Source organism: Halomonas sp. FeN2, from assembly GCF_020595105.1.
GTDB classification, from domain to species: Bacteria; Pseudomonadota; Gammaproteobacteria; order Pseudomonadales; family Halomonadaceae; genus Vreelandella; species Vreelandella neptunia.
In genome coordinates, this window is sequence record NZ_CP074200.1 from 3,614,187 (window position 1) to 3,635,332 (window position 21,146).

Annotated in this window: 18 protein-coding genes; all 18 read left to right on the forward strand. The window is 52.0% G+C overall.

The window, feature by feature from the left end; translation table 11 throughout:
• Window positions 1–538: 538 nt before the first annotated feature.
• Window positions 539–1,300: a metallophosphoesterase gene (locus tag KF947_RS16620; protein WP_227404529.1), complete on the forward strand. Its 762-nt coding sequence runs from the start codon at window positions 539–541 to the stop codon at window positions 1,298–1,300.
• A 330-nt stretch (window positions 1,301–1,630) separates the two neighbouring features.
• Window positions 1,631–2,686, forward strand: coding sequence for an ABC transporter substrate-binding protein (locus tag KF947_RS16625; protein WP_133732931.1), 1,056 nt, complete (start codon window positions 1,631–1,633; stop codon window positions 2,684–2,686).
• 108 nt (window positions 2,687–2,794) lie between these two features.
• Window positions 2,795–3,238: a tripartite tricarboxylate transporter gene (locus tag KF947_RS16630; RefSeq protein WP_133732930.1), complete on the forward strand. Its 444-nt coding sequence runs from the start codon at window positions 2,795–2,797 to the stop codon at window positions 3,236–3,238.
• 17 nt (window positions 3,239–3,255) lie between these two features.
• Window positions 3,256–4,818 (forward strand): tripartite tricarboxylate transporter permease, encoded by a 1,563-nt coding sequence (locus KF947_RS16635; protein WP_133732929.1) that lies wholly within the window; start codon window positions 3,256–3,258, stop codon window positions 4,816–4,818.
• Window positions 4,799–6,367, forward strand: a complete 1,569-nt coding sequence (gene garD / locus KF947_RS16640; RefSeq protein ID WP_133732928.1) for a galactarate dehydratase — start codon at window positions 4,799–4,801, stop codon at window positions 6,365–6,367. The genes KF947_RS16635 and garD overlap by 20 nt, the downstream gene beginning before the upstream one ends.
• Before the next feature lie 53 nt (window positions 6,368–6,420).
• Window positions 6,421–7,746, forward strand: coding sequence for a glucarate dehydratase family protein (locus KF947_RS16645; protein ID WP_227404530.1), 1,326 nt, complete (start codon window positions 6,421–6,423; stop codon window positions 7,744–7,746).
• Window positions 7,747–8,073: 327 nt separating this feature from the next.
• Window positions 8,074–8,991 (forward strand): 5-dehydro-4-deoxyglucarate dehydratase, encoded by a 918-nt coding sequence (gene kdgD / locus KF947_RS16650; protein WP_227404531.1) that lies wholly within the window; start codon window positions 8,074–8,076, stop codon window positions 8,989–8,991.
• A gap of 40 nt (window positions 8,992–9,031) precedes the next feature.
• Complete coding sequence (locus KF947_RS16655) at window positions 9,032–10,072, forward strand: TRAP transporter substrate-binding protein (RefSeq protein ID WP_227404532.1); 1,041 nt, start codon at window positions 9,032–9,034, stop codon at window positions 10,070–10,072.
• Window positions 10,073–10,134: 62 nt separating this feature from the next.
• Complete coding sequence (locus tag KF947_RS16660; protein WP_227404533.1) at window positions 10,135–10,671, forward strand: TRAP transporter small permease; 537 nt, start codon at window positions 10,135–10,137, stop codon at window positions 10,669–10,671.
• Window positions 10,672–10,674: 3 nt separating this feature from the next.
• A complete protein-coding gene (locus KF947_RS16665; RefSeq protein WP_227404534.1) occupies window positions 10,675–11,955 on the forward strand; it encodes a TRAP transporter large permease in 1,281 nt (426 codons plus the stop codon).
• 39 nt (window positions 11,956–11,994) lie between these two features.
• Window positions 11,995–13,131 carry a mandelate racemase/muconate lactonizing enzyme family protein gene (locus tag KF947_RS16670; RefSeq protein ID WP_227404535.1) on the forward strand — a complete coding sequence of 379 codons (1,137 nt, stop codon included), beginning with the start codon at window positions 11,995–11,997 and terminating at the stop codon, window positions 13,129–13,131.
• Between the two features lie 2 nt (window positions 13,132–13,133).
• On the forward strand, window positions 13,134–13,994 hold the full coding sequence (locus KF947_RS16675) for an amidohydrolase family protein (RefSeq protein WP_227404536.1): 861 nt from the start codon (window positions 13,134–13,136) through the stop codon (window positions 13,992–13,994).
• A 46-nt stretch (window positions 13,995–14,040) separates the two neighbouring features.
• The gene (locus KF947_RS16680; protein ID WP_227404537.1) at window positions 14,041–14,841 is read left to right on the forward strand and encodes an NAD-dependent epimerase/dehydratase family protein; all 801 of its coding nucleotides are present in this window, start codon (window positions 14,041–14,043) and stop codon (window positions 14,839–14,841) included.
• Between the two features lie 65 nt (window positions 14,842–14,906).
• Window positions 14,907–15,662, forward strand: coding sequence for a FadR/GntR family transcriptional regulator (locus tag KF947_RS16685; protein WP_227404538.1), 756 nt, complete (start codon window positions 14,907–14,909; stop codon window positions 15,660–15,662).
• A gap of 72 nt (window positions 15,663–15,734) precedes the next feature.
• Complete coding sequence (locus KF947_RS16690) at window positions 15,735–17,309, forward strand: aldehyde dehydrogenase (NADP(+)) (RefSeq protein ID WP_227404539.1); 1,575 nt, start codon at window positions 15,735–15,737, stop codon at window positions 17,307–17,309.
• A gap of 116 nt (window positions 17,310–17,425) precedes the next feature.
• Window positions 17,426–18,439, forward strand: a complete 1,014-nt coding sequence (locus KF947_RS16695; protein WP_227404540.1) for an Ldh family oxidoreductase — start codon at window positions 17,426–17,428, stop codon at window positions 18,437–18,439.
• Window positions 18,440–18,557: 118 nt separating this feature from the next.
• Window positions 18,558–19,505, forward strand: a complete 948-nt coding sequence (locus tag KF947_RS16700) for an AEC family transporter (RefSeq protein ID WP_227404541.1) — start codon at window positions 18,558–18,560, stop codon at window positions 19,503–19,505.
• 146 nt (window positions 19,506–19,651) lie between these two features.
• Entirely contained in the window at window positions 19,652–21,142 is a 1,491-nt protein-coding gene (locus KF947_RS16705; protein WP_133731350.1) for an alanine/glycine:cation symporter family protein, read from the forward strand.
• The last annotated feature ends 4 nt before the right edge of the window (window positions 21,143–21,146 follow it).

The following is a 21,146-nucleotide window of genomic DNA, read 5'->3' on the forward strand; positions in this document are numbered from 1 at the left end:
ACTCATGCAGTAAAAGCGCACGTTGTACACAGCTTGTGTTGTGCGAAGCAGCAATTTAGCTGCGGTAAGATATTAAGAGCTTTTTTTGCGAAGGGCTAGTCCTAACGATGTAGGTGATTTGCCATTTTTCGTAAGCCATGGCTTACAAATGCTGAAATGACGATATTAGGTCGTTGAATGGAAAAGGTTTTCATAGCCATAAAAAAGCCGGAAAATATTCCGGCTTCGGTGATTATCTTTGGTCTAAAGGGTGCAAAAGCACCTGAATTAGCCTAAATAGGCTTTCAGCGCTTCAACTGCGGCACGATGCCACTGAGCATTCAAGCTCCAGAACTCTAGAACTTCATTATCGCGTGCAGGGGGGGTTATTAAAAAAGTCATTGTGCGGTCCTCCTATTGGGACGACATCGTTATTATAGCCTATTTTTGTTGCAGTGCAGCATATCTTGGCGTGACACCGATGCCCTGCGACAAAGTGCCCTAGGCTGGGTAAGATTGGCTAAGGTAGTTTAAATAGGTATTTGCTATGGAGAGCCCGATGCGTCTGCGTATTTTGTCTGACCTGCACCTGGAATTTTTTGACGGAAACCGCGAGCTGCCGGAGGTGGAGGCCGATGTGGTGGTTCTGGCGGGGGACATTCACCGTAAGTGCGAAGGCCTTTCCTGGGCGCGCCTTCAGTTTCCAGACACCCCAATTATCTATGTGCCAGGCAACCATGAGTTCTACGGTACCTGCCTGCCGCTGCTGCGTGATGAGCTGGCACTCGAAGCCGAGCGGCTCGACATTGAACTGCTGGATAATCGTGCCATTACCCTCAATGGCGTACGCTTTTACGGTACTACGCTATGGACTGACTTTGCGTTATACGCCGGTGACCCAACTCAAAATCCCGCCGATACTGAGTCTAAGGCGCTGCGCTACATGCCCGATTTTAAAATCGTTCAAGCCTCGCCTGGCGTTACGTTCACACCTCAGGCGAGCCAGCAGGTACACGCTGAAGCACTCGCTTGGCTCGAAAAAGAACTGTCCCAGTCGTTTGCTGGCCCTAAGGTAGTGATTAGTCATCATGCTCCGCTGCATGACTGTATTCCTGATCAATATCTGGGCGACGCGTTATCCCCCGCGTTTGCCTCCCATTTGCCTCATTTAATGGGCAATATGGATGTATGGGTGCATGGGCATGTTCACGAACCCGTGGATATTTTGCGGAATGGCACGCGTATCATTGCCAATCCCGGTGGCTATCCCTACGAGTTCAATCCGCTGCTATTTAAGCCTGATTGGGTGGTTGAGGTGTAATAATGGCTTTTTTTTCAAAAACATGGCGTCTTCTTTACGTCATTTAAACGTTATTAATAGCAATTTTGGGCCTGCTACTTTGGTTTAAATTCTTCTGGTTCTGCTTGCACCATTCCGGACGTCTACATATCTTCAATGTTGTATGATGTATTACATAGTATTTGATTATTAGTATCGTCAAAGGTGTCTGCTACCCCAGTGACCAATACATGTATACAGAGGGAATGAGGAGCTTAAAAAACTGATTGAAAGCGTTTAATCGTAATAAAGCGCCAACTCGTTAAACCACTGAGCTATAACAATTTAACAACGAGCGAAAGAGGTGAAAGTATGATCGTTTCTAATAAATTAATGACAAGTGTCGGTTCCGCAGCGCTGATAGCAGCATTGAGTGTCAGCGCTGGCGTAGCCATGGCCCAAGATGGCCCATTGCGGGGCAATATTCGTGTTGTCATCGGTTCAACGTCCACAGGCGGGGATACGTATCAAAACTCTACTATTGTGGTGGATGAGCTAGCTGAAAGGCTGGATCTCAACATGAAGGTAGATGCCGTTGGCGCAAGCTCTGCTTTCCGCACACTTGACCGGGACTCTCGCGGCAATACGCTGATGATCTTCCATGATCAGTCCTACCTTGGCCATCTGTATGGCGTAGAAGGTTACGACGATATTTTTGAGAAATATACCGTCGGACCAACGCTTGCAATCAACCCAGGCAATGCCTACTTGGTGCCTAAAGATTCACCTTACCAGACCCTTGATGACATCATTGCTGCAGTAGGCAATGGTGAGACTGTGCGGGTCGCTATCCAGCCGGGTGGCGTATCGGAGATTGGTTTCAGTGCCCTGAAAAATGCCATCGCTATTGAGCATCCTGGGCAGGAAGACAACCTGGTTGCTGTCAATACCGGTTCTCAATCCGACAAAAACCAGCAACTTTTTGACGGCCAAGCCGATGTGATTAATGGCACCGTGCAGGCTAACGAGCAGTACACGCGGTTACCTGAGGACGATCAGAAAGCAATGCGTTTTGTCTGGTTGACGGCCCGTCAAGATACCATTGAACAGGCTCCGGAAGAGGGGCTTGGCCAAACGTCTCGTGAGCAACTGTTGGAGTATGTAGAGCCAAACGTGCACGTCACAATGGGCGATGACGAGAGTTTTACATTCGATAAGGAGTTCTTCTTCCTCTACAACAAAGACATGGATCCAGCGATTGTTGAGCAAATCGATGAAGCGCTAGCGGATATCTATGCGGAAGGTGAAATACAGGAGACTCAGAAGAACGCTTTCTTTATCCCCAACTTCAAGCCTTCTGATGAAGCCTCTGAGTATCTCGCCGATAAGATGGCTCGCTACGAAGAAATCATCAGCAACATCCAGTAAAGGGTATGGCACTCGCTGCGTGGGCGGCGGGTGTCTCACCTATGCGTGAGCCGCTATAGAAAGAACAATGGTAAGCAGGATACCCTGCTGCTTATGCCCGGAGCCGTTATGGAATCAGGTCTGTCAAGTCTGCTTAGTGTCTCAATCGATTTCGAGACCTCCCACCTGTTTTTCCCGAGGATTATTCACTGGATCATGGCGGGACTCTTTGTCTTGATTTTAACGACAAAGGTAGCTCCCTTCATGGCATCAGTGAAACGAGGAGAGCGCACACTGCCCATTGTGGGTGAAGCTAGGGATAATTTCCGTTTCTTCGGCACGCTCGTCTTGATCGCGGCGTATTTTTATTTAATGGCAGTTGTGGGTGACCTATTCCCCTACACCGGCTATGGCTTTCTGATGGTTTCGATAGCTTTCGTATTCCTTATGTCACTGCTCTATTTGCATGACTGGACGAAAAAGGCCCTTACCATCGTGGTGGTCAATGCCATCGTCGCACCTAGTCTGGCCTGGTTTATTCTCGCCAAGCTTTTCACTATCACCTTACCGTGACCGAAGCGAGTGCCACCATGGAATTTCTCTCACTTCTCGATATAACGTTTTTTTTACTCGCCGGGTTCGGTGCTCTGATAGGCATCATCTTCGGCGCTATACCCGGTATGACCGCCACCATGGCGGTGGCTGTTTGCCTGCCGCTCACCTATGCCCTTGGATTACACCATGGCCTGGCGCTGTTGCTGGGGCTTTATGTAGGGGGGATTTCCGGTGGAATGGTGCCGGCGGTGCTGCTCAATATTCCCGGCACACCGTCTTCAATCACCACTACCTTTGATGGCTACCCGATGGCCCAAAAGGGCGAGGGTGAGAAAGCGTTGAAGATATGCGTTATCGCATCCGTCGTCGGGGGGCTTATCAGCGCCGCTATACTCTTCCTGTTTGCGCCACTATTGGCCGATTTCTCGATCAAGTTCTCCTATGTGGAGAAGTTTTTGATCATTTTGTTAGCGTTAAGTGTCATTGCTTCGCTCTCCAGCAGCATGCTGATTGGCATCTTTAGCGGCGTCATCGGCATCTGGCTGAGCCTGATCGGTGACTACAGTATCTCGGATGGTGGCAATGGCAAGACCCGACTGATGTTCGATTTCATGGAACCCTACTTATTTGAAGGGTTTTCGCTATTGCCGGTGTTGATAGGGGTCTTTGGTATTTCCACCATTTTGCTTGAAGCGGAAAAGGGCGCAAAGAGTGGGCTGGTCAGCGAACGCATAAAGATCAGCAAAGGAGGTGGCTTTTCGCTTTCGATCTTTAGAGGACGTGTGACCAATCTGGTGCGCTCATCCTTTATCGGCACCTTCGTCGGCATGCTGCCTGGGGTCGGTGGCAGCGCCGCTTCCGTGCTGGCTTATACCCAAGAAAAAAACTTAACGCGGGATTCATCGCAAATGGGTAAAGGGGCACCCCAGGGACTTATTGCCTCGGAGTCAGCCAACAATGCCTTGACCGGCGGTGCATTGATCCCACTGCTGTCGCTGGGTATCCCCGGTGACTCAACTACGGCTGTGTTGATCGGTGCATTCACGCTGCAGGGCATCCAGGTAGGGCCGCTATTTATTCCTGAGAATACCGACACTTGGTACGTCATGATGACTGCCCTGGTGTTCGCCAACATCGTGATGTTCTTCTTAATGTTTTATGCCATTAAGTACATCGCCAAAGTGGTGATGGTTCCCAAGCACATCCTGTTTCCCATCATTGTGATGATGTGTGTAGTGGGTGCCTATGCCATCAACTACGGAATCATGTTTGATGTTTGGACGCTGCTGATTTTCGGTGTTTTAGGCTATCTGGTGCAGAAGATTGGTCTGGAAGTGGCTCCGCTCATTATTGGTTTCATCTTGGGGAGCCAGGCCGAGGTCTACTTCGTCAAGAGTCTGGAATCGTTTGGCACTTACTCGATCTTTTTCACCAAAAGCCCCATTGCCATGGTGCTGTGGGGATTGATTGCAGCCTCGATAATGTTTGCGATCGTTATGGGGGTTAAGTCTCGCGCCAGACAAAAAATGGAGCTGACCCAGGTGACTGGCAGTACACACACAGCCTCAGGAAAGGGTCATGACACAGATAACGACTAATACGCGTGTGATTCGCGTACACCCCAGCGATAACGTTGCCATTGTGGTCGAGCAGGGCGGCCTCGCTGAAGGCACCGTCATTGAGGGCAGCATCACCACCACGATGCCTATTCCGCAAGGCCACAAGGTGGCGCTAGAGGACATCGCTGAAGGGGCTCAGGTTGTTCGTTATGGCGAGATCATTGGTCAGGCGTTAACGGCCATTGCCTGTGGCAGTCACGTGAACGAGACGAATGTTCGCCTTCCCACGGCACCGGCGCTGGGTGAGTTACCCTTGGCCACACGTGAGATCCCCGCGATGGAGCCTCTGGAAGGGTACACCTTTGAAGGCTTCCGCAATCCGGATGGCAGCGTGGGTACCAAGAACGTCTTGGGTATCACCACCAGCGTTCAGTGTGTTGCCGGTACTGTCGATTATGTAGTACAGCGCATCAAACGCGAGCTGCTGCCGCGCTTCCCCAACGTCGACGATGTTGTGGGGCTTAATCACTCTTATGGCTGTGGCGTTGCCATTAATGCACCTGCGGCGATTGTGCCGATTCGAACGCTTAAAAACATCGCCCTGAATCCAAACTTCGGCAACGAGATAATGGTGATCGGGCTGGGTTGTGAAAAGTTGCAACCCTCGACACTGCTGACTGACCGGCCAGTAAGAGTTTACGAAAACACCCAGGCGGCCGACCCAGAAGCCAACGTGCTGAGCCTTCAGGATGACTCCTTTCAAGGCTTCGGTGAGATGGTCGAGGGTATTCTGGCCATGGCCGAACGCCATCTTGAGCGACTCAATCGACGTCAGCGCGAAACCTGCCCGGCGTCCGAGCTAGTGGTCGGTATGCAGTGTGGCGGTAGCGATGCTTTTTCCGGAGTAACGGCTAACCCTGCGGTGGGCTTTGCGACCGATTTGATCGTACGGGCGGGTGGCAGCGTGATGTTTTCGGAGGTCACCGAGGTGCGAGACGCCATCCATCTGCTGACGCCCAGGGCAATTGATGAGCAGGTGGGCAGGGCGTTGATCGAGCAGATGGCCTGGTACGACGACTACCTGTCTCAAGGGCAGGCGGATCGTAGCGCCAACCCCTCCCCAGGCAACAAGAAAGGCGGGCTCAGCAATGTGGTTGAGAAGGCGCTGGGGTCGGTGATTAAGTCGGGCAACTCACCCATTGTTGATGTTATTGGCCCCGGTGAACGGCTGCGCCGGAAGGGCCTGACCTTTGCTGCCACTCCGGCCAGCGATTTTATTTGCGGCACGCTTCAGTTAGCGGCAGGTATGAACTTACAAGTGTTTACCACTGGGCGTGGGACACCATATGGCCTGGCCATGGTGCCTGTGCTCAAGGTCTCCTCTAACTCCACGCTGGGAAAACGCTGGCACGACATTATCGACCTGGATGCAGGCCGCATTGCCACAGGCGATGCCAGCATTGAAGAGGTGGGCTGGGAGCTTTTCCACCTGATTCTTGAGGTGGCCAGCGGGCGCCAACAGGCTGCCGCCGATCGGCTAGGTATTCATAACGACTTGGTGTTGTTTAATCCTGCGCCAGTGACTTAATTCCTTAAAATAATTTTTCAACTTGGGTCAATAATAATAGAGGTTTACGACATATGTTTCCGAAGATTAAATCAATGAAAGTGGTTCCCGTCGCTGGTTACGACGGCTTTTTGCTGAACCTCAGCGGCGGTCATGCACCCTGGTTTATTCGCTGTGTGGTTATCCTTGAAGATGATGCGGGTAACCAGGGCGTTGGTGAGATTCCTTCCAGCGGCGGTATTCTTAAAGGACTGGAACAGTGCCGTGAGCTGGTAGAAGGCTCGCAGATCAATAATATTAAGCACACCCTCAATCAGGTTCGCCTGCGTTTAGCCCAAAACGGACGCGAAGAACGAGGCCGACAGACGTTTGATCTGCGTGTCGCTGTTCACGTGATCACAGGCATTGAGTCCGCGCTGTTAGACCTCTATGGGCAGGCACTACACATGCCCGTAGCCGACTTGCTCGGTCAATATGGCCGTCAACGCGATGAAGTCGAGGCGTTGGGCTACCTGTTTTTATTGGGGGATCCTGGCAAGACAGACCTACCGTACCCTCAAGCGCAGAACCCTCAAGATGCCTGGGACGAAATCCGCTACCAAGAGGCCTTGACACCCGAAGCGGTGGCTAATTTAGCTAAAGCCGCCTATGAGCGTTATGGGTTTAAAGACTTCAAGCTCAAGGGCGGTGTATTACGTGGGGATGAGGAGGCTGATTGCATACGGGCGCTCCATGAAGCGTTCCCGGAGGCACGACTAACGCTTGATCCTAACGGTGCCTGGACGCTCGATGAGGCGGTGCGAGTACTGGAGCCGATCAAGCACCTGCTTAGCTACGCCGAAGACCCCTGTGGCCAGGAAGAGAGCTACTCAGGACGCGAGACCATGGCTGAGTTTAAGAAGCGCACCGGCCTGCCTACGGCTACCAATATGATCGCGACAGATTTTAAACAGCTGCAGTACGCCGTCCAGCTCAATTCCGTTGATATACCTTTGGCAGACTGTCATTTCTGGACCATGCAAGGCGCGGTAAAAGTGGGTGAGCTTTGCAACGAGTGGGGCATGACCTGGGGCTCTCACAGCAACAACCACTTTGATATTTCGCTAGCGATGATGACCCACGTTGCCGCTGCCTGCCCGGGCGATATTACCGCAATCGATACGCACTGGATCTGGCAAGATGGACAGCGAATCACTAAGAACCCTTTGCTCATTCGCGATGGCAAACTCAAAGTGCCCACCACGCCAGGGCTAGGCGTTGAATTGGATGAAGACAAGCTCATGGAGGCACACAACCTTTACAAGTCGTTGGATACCACACAGCGAAATGACGCCATGGCGATGCAATTTTTGATTCCTGGGTGGGAGTTCGATCCGAAAAGGCCTGCTCTGGTTCGCTAATCTTTCATCGTGCATCTACTAATTTCGATTGGCTGAGGCGTTTTAATAGCACTCTATCCAAAACCTACCTGCTGCTAGCATGTGTTTTGACTGATAGCAGGTAGGAGAATTAACAATAGGTCTCGATTTAATAGCTATAAACTTTAGTCTTAAGCTGATTGTTGCTTATTAGCTTGATACTGCTACTTTGGTTTACATTTTGATAGTTCTGCTTGCGCCATGCTTCGCCGATACTTATCTTTCTAGTTGTATGATGTATTACATAGGATGTTGGCCGGCTGATGTCTGCTCACTCAATGGTCAACGCATTCACAAAGAGGGCGCAACGTGACGTTTTCAAGAGAAGCAGTAACCAATGCCATTGGCGATGGCTTGCTATCGTTCCCCATCACAGACTTCGATAGCCAGGGCCGTTTTGATGAGGCGAGCTATCGCAAGCGGCTAGAATGGTTCATTAGCCACGAGATTTCCGCGGTCTTTGTCGCGGGCGGTACGGGAGAGTTTTTCAGTCTTTCGCTAGAGGAATATCGCGAAATTGTTCGCGTGGCGGTCGAGGTGATTGACGGACGTTTGCCGGTGATCGCCAGTGCTGGCTTAAGCGTGGAAACAGGCAAAGCCTTTGCAAAAGCGGCTGAAGAGGCGGGCGCCGATGGCATTCTGTTGATGCCACCTTACCTCACCGAATGCCCCCAGGATGGCTTGGTTGAGTATGCCCGCCAAATCTGTGATGCCACCTCAATCAATGTGATTTATTACAACCGCGGCAATGGCATTTTGAATGCCTCATCGGTTCAGCAACTCGCCGACCACTGCTCTAACTTGGTGGGGCTAAAAGATGGCAAGGGCGATATCCAGGCACTCAACAAAATCGTCAAAACCGTTGGCGACCGATTGGTTTACATCGGCGGCGTGCCCACGGCAGAGATTTTTGCTGAAGCTTACGTTTCCATTGGGGTGAACACATACTCTTCTGCCGTTTTCAACTTCGTACCGGAAATGGCCGTAACGTTTTACAAGGAGTTACGCAAAGGAAATAAAGAGGTCGTGAAACAGATCACCAATGACTTCTTTATTCCTTTCGTGGATCTCAGGGATCGAAAAGCAGGCTATGCCGTAAGCCTCATCAAAGCAGGTGCTGAAATCGTAGGTAGGCCTGCAGGTAGTGTCCGCGCGCCGCTGGCAATGCCTAACAGTGATGAGTGCAAGCAGCTTGAAGCTCTTATCGATGTAGCAAAGAAGTATTAATCCACTACTAACTATTACCAATAATAAGAGGACGTTAGACATGCGCACACACAATAATTGCATGAGCGACAGCGCCATGAAAATCCGCTCTTTAAAAACCAGCTCTGTAAAAGCATTGCTGCCCACCGCTAGCGTAATGGCACTCATCGCCTTTGCACTGCCTGCTCAAGCAGATAACTGGCGTGGTTGGAACATCCATCCTGACGGCTATCCTAATACGGTGGCGTTAGAAGAGTTTGCTGACGCTGTGGCGGAGCAAACGGAAGGGCGCGTTGAGCCACGCGTTTATAACAACGCAGTGCTGGGTGATCAGTCAGACGCCATTGAGCAGACCCGTAATGGGGCGCTGGACTTTGCCAATTTTAACATGGGGCCGATGGGGCCCATTGTGCCAGAAACCAACGTGTTCTCGTTACCCTTCCTGTTCAATGACGTTGAACACATGCATACGGTAATGGACGGCGAAATTGGCGAGCGCTTTGCCGATGCTTTAGAAGATAAAGGTTTGGTGGTGCTTTCGTGGTTCGATTCAGGCGCACGCAGCATTTATAACACCCAACGCCCCATCAGAACCCCTGAAGATGTTGAAGGCTTAAAGATCCGGGTAATGAATAACGATCTTTACGTCGATATGATCGCCGCCATGGGGGGTAATGCCACGCCGATGTCTTATGGCGAGGTGTATCAAAGCTTAACCACCGGCGTACTTGATGGCGCTGAAAACAACTACCCTTCTTTTGAGTCAAGCAACCATTATGAAACAACGGGTTACTACTCGTTAACAGAGCACTTGATTATCCCAGAGTGCTTATGTGTGGCTAAATCCAGCTGGGAAGAACTCTCACAAGAAGACCAGGAAATTGTACGTGAAGTAGCCGAAGAAGCTTCCAAACGTCAGCGTGAACTATGGGTGGAAAGCTCTGAAGAGAGCCGTCAGATCGTTCTCGATTACGGCGTCGAAATTAACGAAGTAGACGATAAAGCCGCCTTCCAGGAGCTTATGGAACCTATGTATGAAGAGTTCATCGCTAATAATCCAGGTACGGGTGAGCTGATCGAGGAAATTCGCGCCACCGAGTAATATTTGTAACCCACACGCTTCCGGCAGCTAATCGCTGCCGGAAGTTGAAAAGGAAATGTGCCGTGAGTATCGAACTTGAATCGCAGGTCGATAAGGAAGACGCGGAAGAAAGCGGCTCGCTGAATCGAATCTTAGATGGTGTTGCCAGCTTATGTATTCTTGTTGCGGGGATATTATTAGTCACCCTGATTTTAATATTTGGGTGGTTAGTTTTCGGCCGGTACGTGCTTAACAATACCCCTACTTGGGTTGAGCAAGCCTCGTTAGTACTGGTTGTTTATATCACCTGTTTAGGCGCAGCGGCAGGGGTCAGGCACCATAGCCATTTAAATATTGACTTTATCCGTGAAAGCTTCGCTGGCCCATTGCGCGGATTAATGCACCACCTTTCTGATCTTTTTATCCTATCTTTTGGTGGTTTTATGGCCTTCCAAGGCTGGATCTTAGTGATGTCAAACTTGGAAAGAGCTATTCCCATGATAGGTCTCTCGGAGAGTTGGCGGGCGGCTCCCCTGGTAATTTGTGGTGTGTTGATCATGCTTTTTGCAGCCGCTGATATAGCGCAGCGCTTAATGTCTCGAAAAGACAAGAGGGTATAAACGATGGGTCTGATTATTCTTTTCGGGATCTTTTTCTTAGGCCTTATAGTCGGCGCGCCGGTTGCTTTTGCTGTCGGATTGGCCGCCGTTGTTACCTTCCTTTATGAAGGTTTGCCGCTATTTGTTGCCTTTCAACGTATCCTATCCGGTATTTCCGTTTTTTCACTGCTTGCGATTCCCTTCTTTATCTTTGCCGGTGAGTTAATGATGCACGGCGGTATCTCCACTCGCCTTGTACGCTTGGCTTCAGCGATGGTAGGCAAGGTGCGTGGCGGTTTGGGCATGGTCAACATCAGCTCTTCCATGCTGTTCGGGGGAATCTCCGGTTCGGCAGTGGCGGACACATCGGCGTTAGGTTCTATCCTAATCCCGGTGATGAAAGAGAAAGGTTATGACGCTGACTATGCCGTCAACGTGACCGTAACCTCATCGATCGCGGGTGTGGTGATCCCCCCTAGTCACAACATGATTCTTTACGCAGTCGCGGCGGGCGGGGGTATTTCCGTTACCCAACTGTTTATTGCCGGTATTGTTCCTGGCATTTTGATGTGCCTTAGCTTAGCCGTTGCGGCATATATTGTAGCAGTGAAGCGTGGTTATAAGGGTGAAGCTTTCCCTGGCTGGTATGCGTTGATGGTCAGTTTTTTCGCCTCCTTGCCTGGCCTGATGACCGCAGTGATTATCGTCGGCGGGGTGCTTTCGGGCATTCTGACCGTGACAGAATCCGGTGCCTTCGGGGCTATCTACGCTATTGTAGTGACCGGTCTGGTTTATCGTGAATTGACCTGGGCCTCTTTCAAAGCCGCTGTTGTTCAGTCGGTTAAAACCACCTCATTGGTGATGATTTTAGTCGGATGTGCATCGGCATTCTCTTACCTGTTGGCGCTCTACAATGTTCCGGAAATGCTGACGACGGGCCTGATGGCTATTTCCGATAAGCCGCTGGTTATTTTCCTTATGCTTAATATCATCCTGTTGATTTTAGGCATGATTATGGACATGGCGGCGTTAATTCTTATTTGTACGCCTATTTTTCTGCCCGTAGCCATGCAGTTCGGCATGGATCCGATCCAGTTCGGTATTATTTTGATGATGAACCTTGGGCTAGGGCTATGTACACCACCCGTAGGTGCCTGTCTGTTTGTCGGCTGTGTGATTGGCAAAATTAAAATCGAGGAGGCGGTGCGCACGATCTGGCCGTTCTTCTTAGCGCTGTTTGCGGCCTTGATGCTGGTGACTTATGTCCCCGCTATCTCTTTAACGCTGCCTGGCTTTTTCCAATAAGGGTGCTTTGAATAAAGCCGCAAAAAGGATACTTCAATTATGAAAGTCGTCGCCGTAAATACCCACATTCTCGATTACCAACTTGAGACGGCGTTTGAGAGTGCCTCAATGCACTTTTCGCGTCGCCAACACTGTCTGGTCGAAATCGTCTGCGATGATGGCACCATCGGCTGGGGCGAGTGCTTAGGGCCGGCTAAGCCTAATGCAGCGATTGTCGAGGTCTACGCGCAATCGCTAGTCGGTGAAGATCCGCTGCAAACGGAAAAAGTGTGGTTAACGCTTTATAACCGTTTGCGCGACCAAGGCCAGCGCGGCTTAACCGTGACTGCTTTGAGCGGCATTGATATTGCTCTGTGGGATATCAAAGGCAAGCACTTTGGCGTGCCGATCTCAACGCTGCTAGGCGGGCGTTTTCGCGAGAGTGTGCGTGCTTACGCAACCGGTTCGTTCGCCCGGGCAGGCGTTGACCGGGTAACCGGTATCGCCGCCGAAGTGGCAGGCTATCGCCGTGAAGGCTTTCACGCCGTTAAGATCAAAATCGGTTTCGATATCGAGGAAGATCTGGAAGTGATTGCCGCCGTACGTGATGCCATCGGCCCCGATATGCGTATGATGATTGACGCCAATCACGGTTACGACTACCTGGAGGCGATTGAGGTAGGTCATCGCGCCGCGCCGTTTGGTATCGACTGGTTCGAAGAACCTGTGTTGCCAGAGCAAATTTCTACCTACGAAGCCGTCCGCGCCGGTCAACCGATTCCTGTCGCCAGCGGTGAAAACTGGCACGGTCGCTATGCCATGCAGGAGCCGTTGACCCGTCGCGCGGTAGATATTGTGCAACCGGATATTTGTGGTGTGGGTGGTTTTAGCGAAATGCGCCGGGTAGCCGATATGGCGGCCATGCACGGCGTGCGTTTGGTGCCCCACGTATGGGGTACCGCGGTATGTTTGGCAGCCAGCTTACAGTTTATGGCGGCGCTGCCGCCCAACCCGCCGCGCCGCAAGCCTATCGAGCCCATTATGGAATTCGACCGCACCGAGAACCCCTTCCGACAGGCTATTGTTCAAACGCCCCTCGAACATAACCAGGGCGTGATGACGATTCCTGATGGCCCGGGGTTGGGAATTGAAATTAACCGCGATGCGCTATCCACCTATGCCCTTAGGGAGAAATAACGTTGTCTATCCCCGCTAATACACGTCCATTAACAGGTACGCCACCACGCTTGAAGGCACCCGCAGGGGCAACCGATTGCCACGTTCACTTGTACCTACCCGGTTATGAAGCGCAGCCAGGCGGCCCCAAAATTCCTGAACTGGCAACGGTTGCCGATTACCAAGCCCTTCAAAAGTGGCTCTCGCTAGAGCGTGTAGTGGTGACTCAACCCAATGCCTACCAGTTTGATAATCGCGCGATTTTACAAGGCGTGGCGGAAATCGGACAGGATAGCGCCAGGGCGATTGTGGCGGTATCGCCGGATGCCTCTGAATCAGAGATCGAAGCAATGCACTCTCAAGGCGCTCGTGGCGCCAGGATTATGCAGCTACCCGGTGGCGCCGTGGGAATAGCTGGGATGGCTGCGGTTGAGGAGCGTATACGTGCGTTCGGCTGGCACTTAATGGTGCAGTTTAATGGGCGTGAGATAGACGATTACATGGCCGCGTTGAAAGCTATTAAAACCGATTACATCATCGATCATATTGGCAAGTTTATGCCACCTGTGGCCGCTGATGATCCCCGCGTTGATCAAATACTCAGCCTGCTGGATCACGGTAATGCATGGATAAAAATTTGCGGTGGTTATGAAACTAGCCTAAACGGCGGCCCTGAATATGGCGATGTCGGCCCCATCGCCAAGCGACTTATCCAGCACGCTCCTGAACGGGTGATTTGGGGTTCAAATTGGCCGCATGTTGGGGTACCCAGAGAGCAGTATCCTGACGATACCGAACAGCTTGATGTATTGCTGCATTGGGCAGACGAGAGCACCCGTCAAAAGGTTTTAGTTGATAACCCTGCCTCGTTGTACGGCTTCTAATACAGCTCGTCATTTTAAGACTTTTACAAGATAGTAAGGAGTTTATATGTTAAATCGAATCTTAGTTACCGGCGCGGCTGGAGGTCTGGGCAAAAGCCTGCGGCCTCATCTATCTAAACTCGCCAAGCATGTTCGGCTCTCCGATATTGCCGATTTAGGCACCGCAGGCGAAGGCGAGGAATTAGTTCAAGCTGATCTTAGTGATATGCAAGCCGTTGCTGATCTAGTGCGCGATTGCGACGGTATCGTGCACCTTGGTGGGATGTCGGTAGAGAGCCCCTGGGAGTCAATTTTGCAGGCCAATATCATGGGGACTTATCACCTTTATGAAGCGGCCCGAAAACAGGGTAAGCCGCGGATAGTGTTTGCTAGTTCCAACCACACCATCGGTTTTTATGAGCGTAATCAACTTATAGACAATCAGGTAGTGCAGAAGCCTGACTCATTGTATGGCGTGTCAAAATGCTTTGGTGAAAACCTCGCTAGTCTGTATCACGACAAATTTGGGGTAGAGACCCTGAGCGTTAGAATTGGCTCCTGCTTCGATAAGCCAGCCGATACCCGCATGATGGCCACTTGGCTGAGTCTGGAGGATTTTGTCAGTCTATTGCAGCGTGCTTTTGTAACACCGCGCTTAGGGTATACGGTTATCTACGGTGCGTCGGATAATGCTGAAAAGTGGTGGGATAATTCCCATGCCAGCTTCTTAGGCTGGGTACCTAAAGACAGCTCAGAGCCTTGGCGGGAAGAGACCGAGCAGTTGGATCGTGATATTGATGGCAATGATTTAGCCGTGCGTTACCAGGGTGGTAAGTTCACCAAATCAGGCCACCCTGACGACGTTTGATGGTACTTAAAAGAGCTAAGTTGTACGATATAATACAACTTAGACTTTAACGAAGGATAGCTTTCATGGCCAAACCTAGCGCAACGGCATCTGCCCTAAAACCGCTTCAAGTAAGTAAAGTAACGCAGCAGGGAAGCTTGTCCGTGCACGTGGCTGACCAATTGGAAGCGTTGATTACTCAGGGGAAAGTCGAGGTGGGAGAGAAATTGCCCACTGAGAACAGCCTGTGTGACGCCTTTGGCGTTAGCCGCACGGTGATCCGAGAGGCGATTACGCATCTTAAATCCCTAGGGCTGGTTGAGACCCGACGAGGTGTAGGCACCTCGGTACTGCGCTCTTCCACGGTAGAGGCGCGGCCTGCAGAGCGCATAAATCCCACTACCGTGGAAGACATCTTGCACCTGCTGGAACTGCGGCTAACCTTAGAACCAGCGGCGGCTGAACTGGCTGCCTCACGCTATGATGATGAAGACCGTCAGCGGCTTGAGGCGCAGCACCTTGCCTTTAGCAATGCTTATACTGCAAAAACTCAAGCTCGCGAAGAGGACTATTTGTTTCACTTTGCGATTGCCACGGCGACCAAAAATCCCTTTTTCCAGTCATTTTACAAGCAGTGGAGCCAGAGTGTGATTCCCCGTGCAAAGCTGCTGAGTATTGATATTAACCCGGTCTCTTCTGAACGCTATTTAGAGCGGGTTCAGGAAGAGCACAGCTATATTCTCGAAGCTATTCTTTCCCGCGATGCGCAGGCTGCCCGTGAAACGATGTTTCAGCACCTTAACCGGGCACGTAACACCTATGCCCAGTATCTTGAAAAGTAGCATCGCGGGCCGTAGCAACGTGACAAGTGATATTGCGACCAGTGATATCACTGACTATATGAGGAGCGACGTATGACAATGCGAGGCGAAATGCTGATTGGTCAACAATCAGTGACCGGTACTCAAGCCAACATTCAAGCGGTTAACCCTGCTACCGGCGAAAAGCTAGAGCCCATTTATATCGGCGGCAGTCGTGTGCACGTTGAGCAAGCCTGCGAACTGGCTGAAGAGGCCTATGTTACCTATCGCGAAACGTCGCCCGAAGAGCGCGCTACGTTTCTTGAAACCATCGCCAGTGAAATAGAAGCCATCGGCGGTGAACTGATTGAACGCGCCATGGCCGAAACGGGCCTGCCTCAAGCACGCATTGAGGGCGAGCGGGGCCGAACCTGCGGGCAACTGCGCTTATTCGCTTCAGTAGTGCGTGCCGGGGAGTGGCTTGATGTTCGCATCGACCCAGCCATGCCTGATCGCCAGCCTTTGCCACGTGCCGACTTACGACAGCGCCATATTGCCCTAGGCCCCGTGGCTGTTTTTGGTGCCAGTAACTTCCCGCTAGCATTTTCGGTAGCGGGTGGTGATACCGCTTCAGCCCTGGCTGCTGGCTGCCCGGTAGTGGTAAAAGGCCACTCTGCGCACCCAGGCACCTCCGAGCTTGTCGGCAAGGCGATTCAAAAAGCCGTAAAAGCCTGCCAGTTACCCGAAGGCGTTTTCTCGCTGCTATTTGGTGCCGGTAACGAAATTGGCCAGGCGCTGGTCGATGATCCGCGTATTCAAGCGGTTGGTTTCACCGGTTCGCGCAGTGGCGGTATGGCGCTGATGAAAACTGCGCAAGCTCGGCCTCAGCCGATCCCGGTTTACGCCGAGATGAGCAGCATTAACCCAGTCTTCGTGCTACCAGCAGCGCTGAAAGCGCGCGGTAAAGAGCTGGGCGAAGCCTTTGTCGGCTCACTCAATATGGGCGCAGGCCAGTTCTGCACCAACCCCGGTCTGGTTATTGCGGTAAAAGGCCCGGAGTTGAATGCCTTCATTGAGGCGGCACGTGGTGCAGTAGAAGCCAGCGGCGCGCAGACCATGCTAACGCCGGGTATTCACAAGGCCTATCAAGAGGGTGTGACCAGCTTGAGCGGCGCAGGTAAAGTGCGTGAAATTGCTCGAGGCCAAACCGGCAGCGACTATCAGTGCCAGACAGGCCTGTTTGCTGCCTCAGCGAGCGATTTCCTTGCTTCTGAAGCGCTGCAAGCAGAAGTGTTCGGGGCTACCTCGCTGATTGTCGAGTGCGAAGATGCGGCGGAAGTAAAACGTGTTGCTGAGCAACTTGAAGGCCAGCTCACTGCAACGCTGCATATGGACGACGCCGACCTGAATGCCGCTAAAGCGCTGATGCCAACGCTTGAGCGTAAAGCAGGACGTATCCTCGCCAATGGGTGGCCCACGGGTGTCGAGGTGTGTCATGCCATGGTACACGGTGGACCGTTCCCGGCTACGTCTGATTCGCGCACGACCTCTGTCGGTTCGGCGGCTATTCACCGCTTCTTACGGCCGGTCTGTTACCAGTCCCTGCCTGAAGGCTTGTTGCCCGAGGCGCTTAAAGAGGGCAACCCGCTGAAGGTATCGCGGTTAGTTGACGGCAAACGCGAAGTTTAAAAGATAACTGCCACTATTGCGGTTCAAAAGCAGGCATTGATTGCCTGCTTTTTTTAGTTCGTTTTTAAATACGTCTTTTAAATACAAGTAATAACGAGAGTTGGGAAGGTAATTTAATGAGTGATGATATTACTATTTCTCTACAAGAAGCCGCAGCGCTGAGTAACCAAGTGCTCACCCATAATGGTTTTAGCCAGCCCCACGCCGACGCGATTACGCGCAGCGTCATGGCGGCACAGCGTGATGAGTGCCACTCCCACGGTTTATACCGGCTGATTGGATGTGTCCAAACCGCATTGAACGGCGGTGTTGATACCCAAGCCGAGCCGACCATCACTGACCAGGCCGCAAGTGTGGTCAAAGTTAATGCGAATAAGGGCTGCTCGCTGCTGTCGTTTGAAATGGGTAAGCCGCATTTGATCGAGAAAGCTAAACGCAGTGGGATTGCGGCGCTTGCGATTAATAACAGCTTCCACTTTTCAGCGCTGTGGCCCGAAGTCGAAGCGCTTTCAGCAGAGGGACTGGTGGCGTTAGCGATGACACCCAGCCACGCTTTTGTGGCCCCGGCGGGCGGTACTTCGCCCCTTTTTGGTACCAACCCCATCGCTTTCTCTTGGCCACGCCCAGGGAATACGCCCTATACGTTTGATTTTGCCACCAGCGTGGTCGCCCGTGGCGAGATAGAACTACATCGGCGGGCGGGTAAATCGATTCCCGAAGGATGGGCGATTGATAAAGAGGGGAACTCAACGACTGACCCAGTGGCAGCACTCGCTGGCGCTATGCTGCCCTTTGGCAGCTATAAAGGCTCTGCGCTTTCTACCATGGTGGAACTGCTGGCGGGCCCGCTGATTGGCGACCTGCTTGGCCATGAAACCCAGGCCGCGAATGCTGAGAAAACTGGTAAGCCGTTTCATGGCGAGCTAATTATCGCGATATCGCCTGAGGTTTTTCTAGGTAAGGACGCAGCGAGTCACCTCGAGCATGCTGAAGTCCTTTTCGAGGGTATTCTGGGCCAAGGTGCGCGCTTGCCTTCCCAGCGCCGCTTTGAAGCGAGGGAGAGAAGCCGGGTTAATGGCATTACTTTCCCCAAAGCACTTTATGACGAGCTTAGCGCACTTATCACATAATCATAGCGGTACAACAATACCCATAGCGGTACCAAAACCGTGAGCCACCGTCGTGGAGCGTGTTTTTTTAGTCTGCTGTTGAGTCTGCCGATGGGATCGTAGGTGAGAGGGAACTTCCATGCTTGAAATATTAGCCATCACTACGCCGATCTTTTTAATTATTGGTATGGGCTTTGTGGCTATGCGCTTGAGGATCGTTAGCCGAGAGCAGATGCAGGGTGTCGGCAGCTTCGTAATGTACTTTGCGCTACCTGCCCTAGTGATTCGCGCCCTGACACAAAATCCGCTCGAGGAGGTCTTTAACGTAGATTATTTATTGGCCTATGGATTAGGGTCGGTGATCATCTTCTCACTGGCCTTATGGCTAGCCGTTTTTATCCAGAAAAAATCCCTGCAAAACGGGGCTATGTTTGCCCTTGGGATGTCGGCCTCCAATAGCGCCTTCACCGGCTATCCTGTCGCAGCGATGGTGTTGGGGCCGCCAGCAGTCACCTTTATGACCTTAAGTATGATTATTGAGAACCTGCTGATCATACCTGGTGCGTTGATACTGGCGGAGATGGGGCGACAGTCGGGTGGTGGTCTGTCTAGTACACTTAAGCAAACGGCTAGCAGGCTGATAAAAAATCCTGTCTTGATGGCCATTTTCATCGGAGTCTTGATCGCTATGTCGGGGATAAGCTTGCCGGGCCCAGCCACCAAGGCGATTGATATGGTGGCGAACGCAGCGGGCCCCGCAGCGTTGTTTGTCATCGGGGGCGCGATCTACGGCCTTCGCGTGCGCGGCGTGATCATGGATGTCAGTCAAATCGTGGTGGGTAAGCTTATTGTCCATCCATTGGCCATTGTGCTGGCTTTTTTACTTTTGCCTACGTCAGATCCACTGCTTCTCGTGGGTGCAATTTTGTTTGCTGCTGCGCCTATGGCGAGTATCTATCCGCTGTTAGGTTTTCGTTATGGTATGGCAGACGTTGCCGCAGGCGCCTTAATGGCCGCTACCCTTGCGTCTTTTGTGACGTTCAGTGTGGTGATTGGGTTAATGAGCTATTTCGGTCTGCTTGCTTAATGCCGATTTTTCGCCTTTGCTTGGGGGCTAATTCAAAAACTGTCTAGACTGGTTGGCAGGGTTCTAACCCTTAGGGAGCCAACTTAGCACGTCGGGTCAGGGCAAATACTCACGTGTAAACAAGAAACCAATTGGAGAGCATGCCCATGGAGACCCTTGAACTACTCATTGCCCCCCTTCGCGATGGTCTTTATGCCATCATGATGCCGGTCAGTAACTTTATCTGGAGCTATATTCTTGTCTATCTGCTGCTAGGCGCTGGCCTGCTGTTTACCATTATGACTCGGGGCATGCAGTTCCGTATGTTCAGGCATATGGCTTATGTGACGTTCACTGCCCGCGGTGCCGGGGATGGCATTAGCGGCTTTCAGGCATTTGCCACCTCCATGGCGGCACGGGTCGGCACCGGTAATCTAGCCGGTGTGGCGCTGGCGCTATGGATTGGCGGACCGGGGGCAATTTTCTGGATGTGGGTCACTGCGCTACTGGGTTTCGCCACGGCGTTTATCGAATCAACCCTGGCCCAGGTCTATAAGCATCGCAATGAAGATGGCGTATTTCGTGGCGGGCCAGCCTACTACATCGAACGCTGCCTGGGGTGGCGCTGGCTCGGTGCGCTGTTCGCGGTATTTCTGATCATTGCTTACGGCTTAGCGTTTAACGCCGCCCAGTCCAATACCATCGCTCAAGGTATGAACGGCGCCTTTGGCATACCCAATTGGATTACCGGCGTGGTGATTGCCATCCTGGCAGGCGCGGTTATTTATGGCGGCCTCAAATCGGTGGCGCGCACCGCCGAGAAGATCGTCCCGGCAATGGCGATTGCGTATCTGCTCGTTGCGCTATGGATCCTGTTGACCAATCTGCCAGCAGTGCCCGATATGCTCTCGCTGATAGTGATGAGCGCCTTTGGCCTTGGCCCTGCGGTGGGGGGCGCTGCGGGCTACGCGATTAAAGCGGCGATGGAAAATGGCGTCAAGCGCGGTCTGTTTTCCAATGAGGCGGGCATGGGGTCAACGCCTAATGCGGCGGCCCAAGCAACGGTCAAACACCCAGCAGCCCAGGGGCTGGTGCAATCCTTTGGGGTATTTGTCGATACCATCGTTATCTGTAGCTGCACGGCGGTGGTGATTCTGCTCTCCGGCGTTTACGAGCGACTAATGTCGGAGTCTCCTGGAGACAGCATCGAAGGTATTCAGCTTACTCAGGATGCCATGGTCGACCATCTAGGTGGCTTTGGGGAAATATTTATCGCCTTGGCGATTCTGTTTTTTGCGTTCACCTCCATTTTGGCCAACTTCTCGTTCTCATCGGTGAATATCGAATTTCTATTTCGTCGTCACGCCGCAAAGGCGGTAAGCGTATTCAAGGTGATTATTATCGCCATGGTGCTGCTGGGTTCCGTCGCTGAACTGAGCGTGGTATGGGACTTTGCTGACCTGGCCATGGGGCTAATGGCAACTACTAACCTTTTTGCCATTTTGATCATGGGGCCAATTGCCGTAGCCGTGCTGAAAGATTATGAGCGTCAGCGCCGCGACGGTATTAAAGAGCCGATATTTGATCCGGCCATTCTTAAACGCCCCGAGCTGGTAGATGCTGATGTGTGGCCAGTGAAAGAGGCAAAAGAAGGGTAGGGGA

Bases quoted from the DNA above. Each gene is read 5' to 3' on its own strand.
- KF947_RS16620 (WP_227404529.1), top strand. From the start codon at position 539: ATGCGTCTGCGTATTTTGTCTGACCTGCACCTGGAATTTTTTGACGGA.
- KF947_RS16625 (WP_133732931.1), top strand. From the start codon at position 1,631: ATGATCGTTTCTAATAAATTAATGACAAGTGTCGGTTCCGCAGCGCTG.
- KF947_RS16630 (WP_133732930.1), top strand. From the start codon at position 2,795: ATGGAATCAGGTCTGTCAAGTCTGCTTAGTGTCTCAATCGATTTCGAG.
- KF947_RS16635 (WP_133732929.1), top strand. From the start codon at position 3,256: ATGGAATTTCTCTCACTTCTCGATATAACGTTTTTTTTACTCGCCGGG.
- garD (WP_133732928.1), top strand. From the start codon at position 4,799: ATGACACAGATAACGACTAATACGCGTGTGATTCGCGTACACCCCAGC.
- KF947_RS16645 (WP_227404530.1), top strand. From the start codon at position 6,421: ATGTTTCCGAAGATTAAATCAATGAAAGTGGTTCCCGTCGCTGGTTAC.
- KF947_RS16655 (WP_227404532.1), top strand. From the start codon at position 9,032: ATGCGCACACACAATAATTGCATGAGCGACAGCGCCATGAAAATCCGC.
- KF947_RS16665 (WP_227404534.1), top strand. From the start codon at position 10,675: ATGGGTCTGATTATTCTTTTCGGGATCTTTTTCTTAGGCCTTATAGTC.
- KF947_RS16670 (WP_227404535.1), top strand. From the start codon at position 11,995: ATGAAAGTCGTCGCCGTAAATACCCACATTCTCGATTACCAACTTGAG.
- KF947_RS16680 (WP_227404537.1), top strand. From the start codon at position 14,041: ATGTTAAATCGAATCTTAGTTACCGGCGCGGCTGGAGGTCTGGGCAAA.
- KF947_RS16685 (WP_227404538.1), top strand. From the start codon at position 14,907: ATGGCCAAACCTAGCGCAACGGCATCTGCCCTAAAACCGCTTCAAGTA.
- KF947_RS16690 (WP_227404539.1), top strand. From the start codon at position 15,735: ATGACAATGCGAGGCGAAATGCTGATTGGTCAACAATCAGTGACCGGT.
- KF947_RS16695 (WP_227404540.1), top strand. From the start codon at position 17,426: ATGAGTGATGATATTACTATTTCTCTACAAGAAGCCGCAGCGCTGAGT.
- KF947_RS16700 (WP_227404541.1), top strand. From the start codon at position 18,558: ATGCTTGAAATATTAGCCATCACTACGCCGATCTTTTTAATTATTGGT.
- KF947_RS16705 (WP_133731350.1), top strand. From the start codon at position 19,652: ATGGAGACCCTTGAACTACTCATTGCCCCCCTTCGCGATGGTCTTTAT.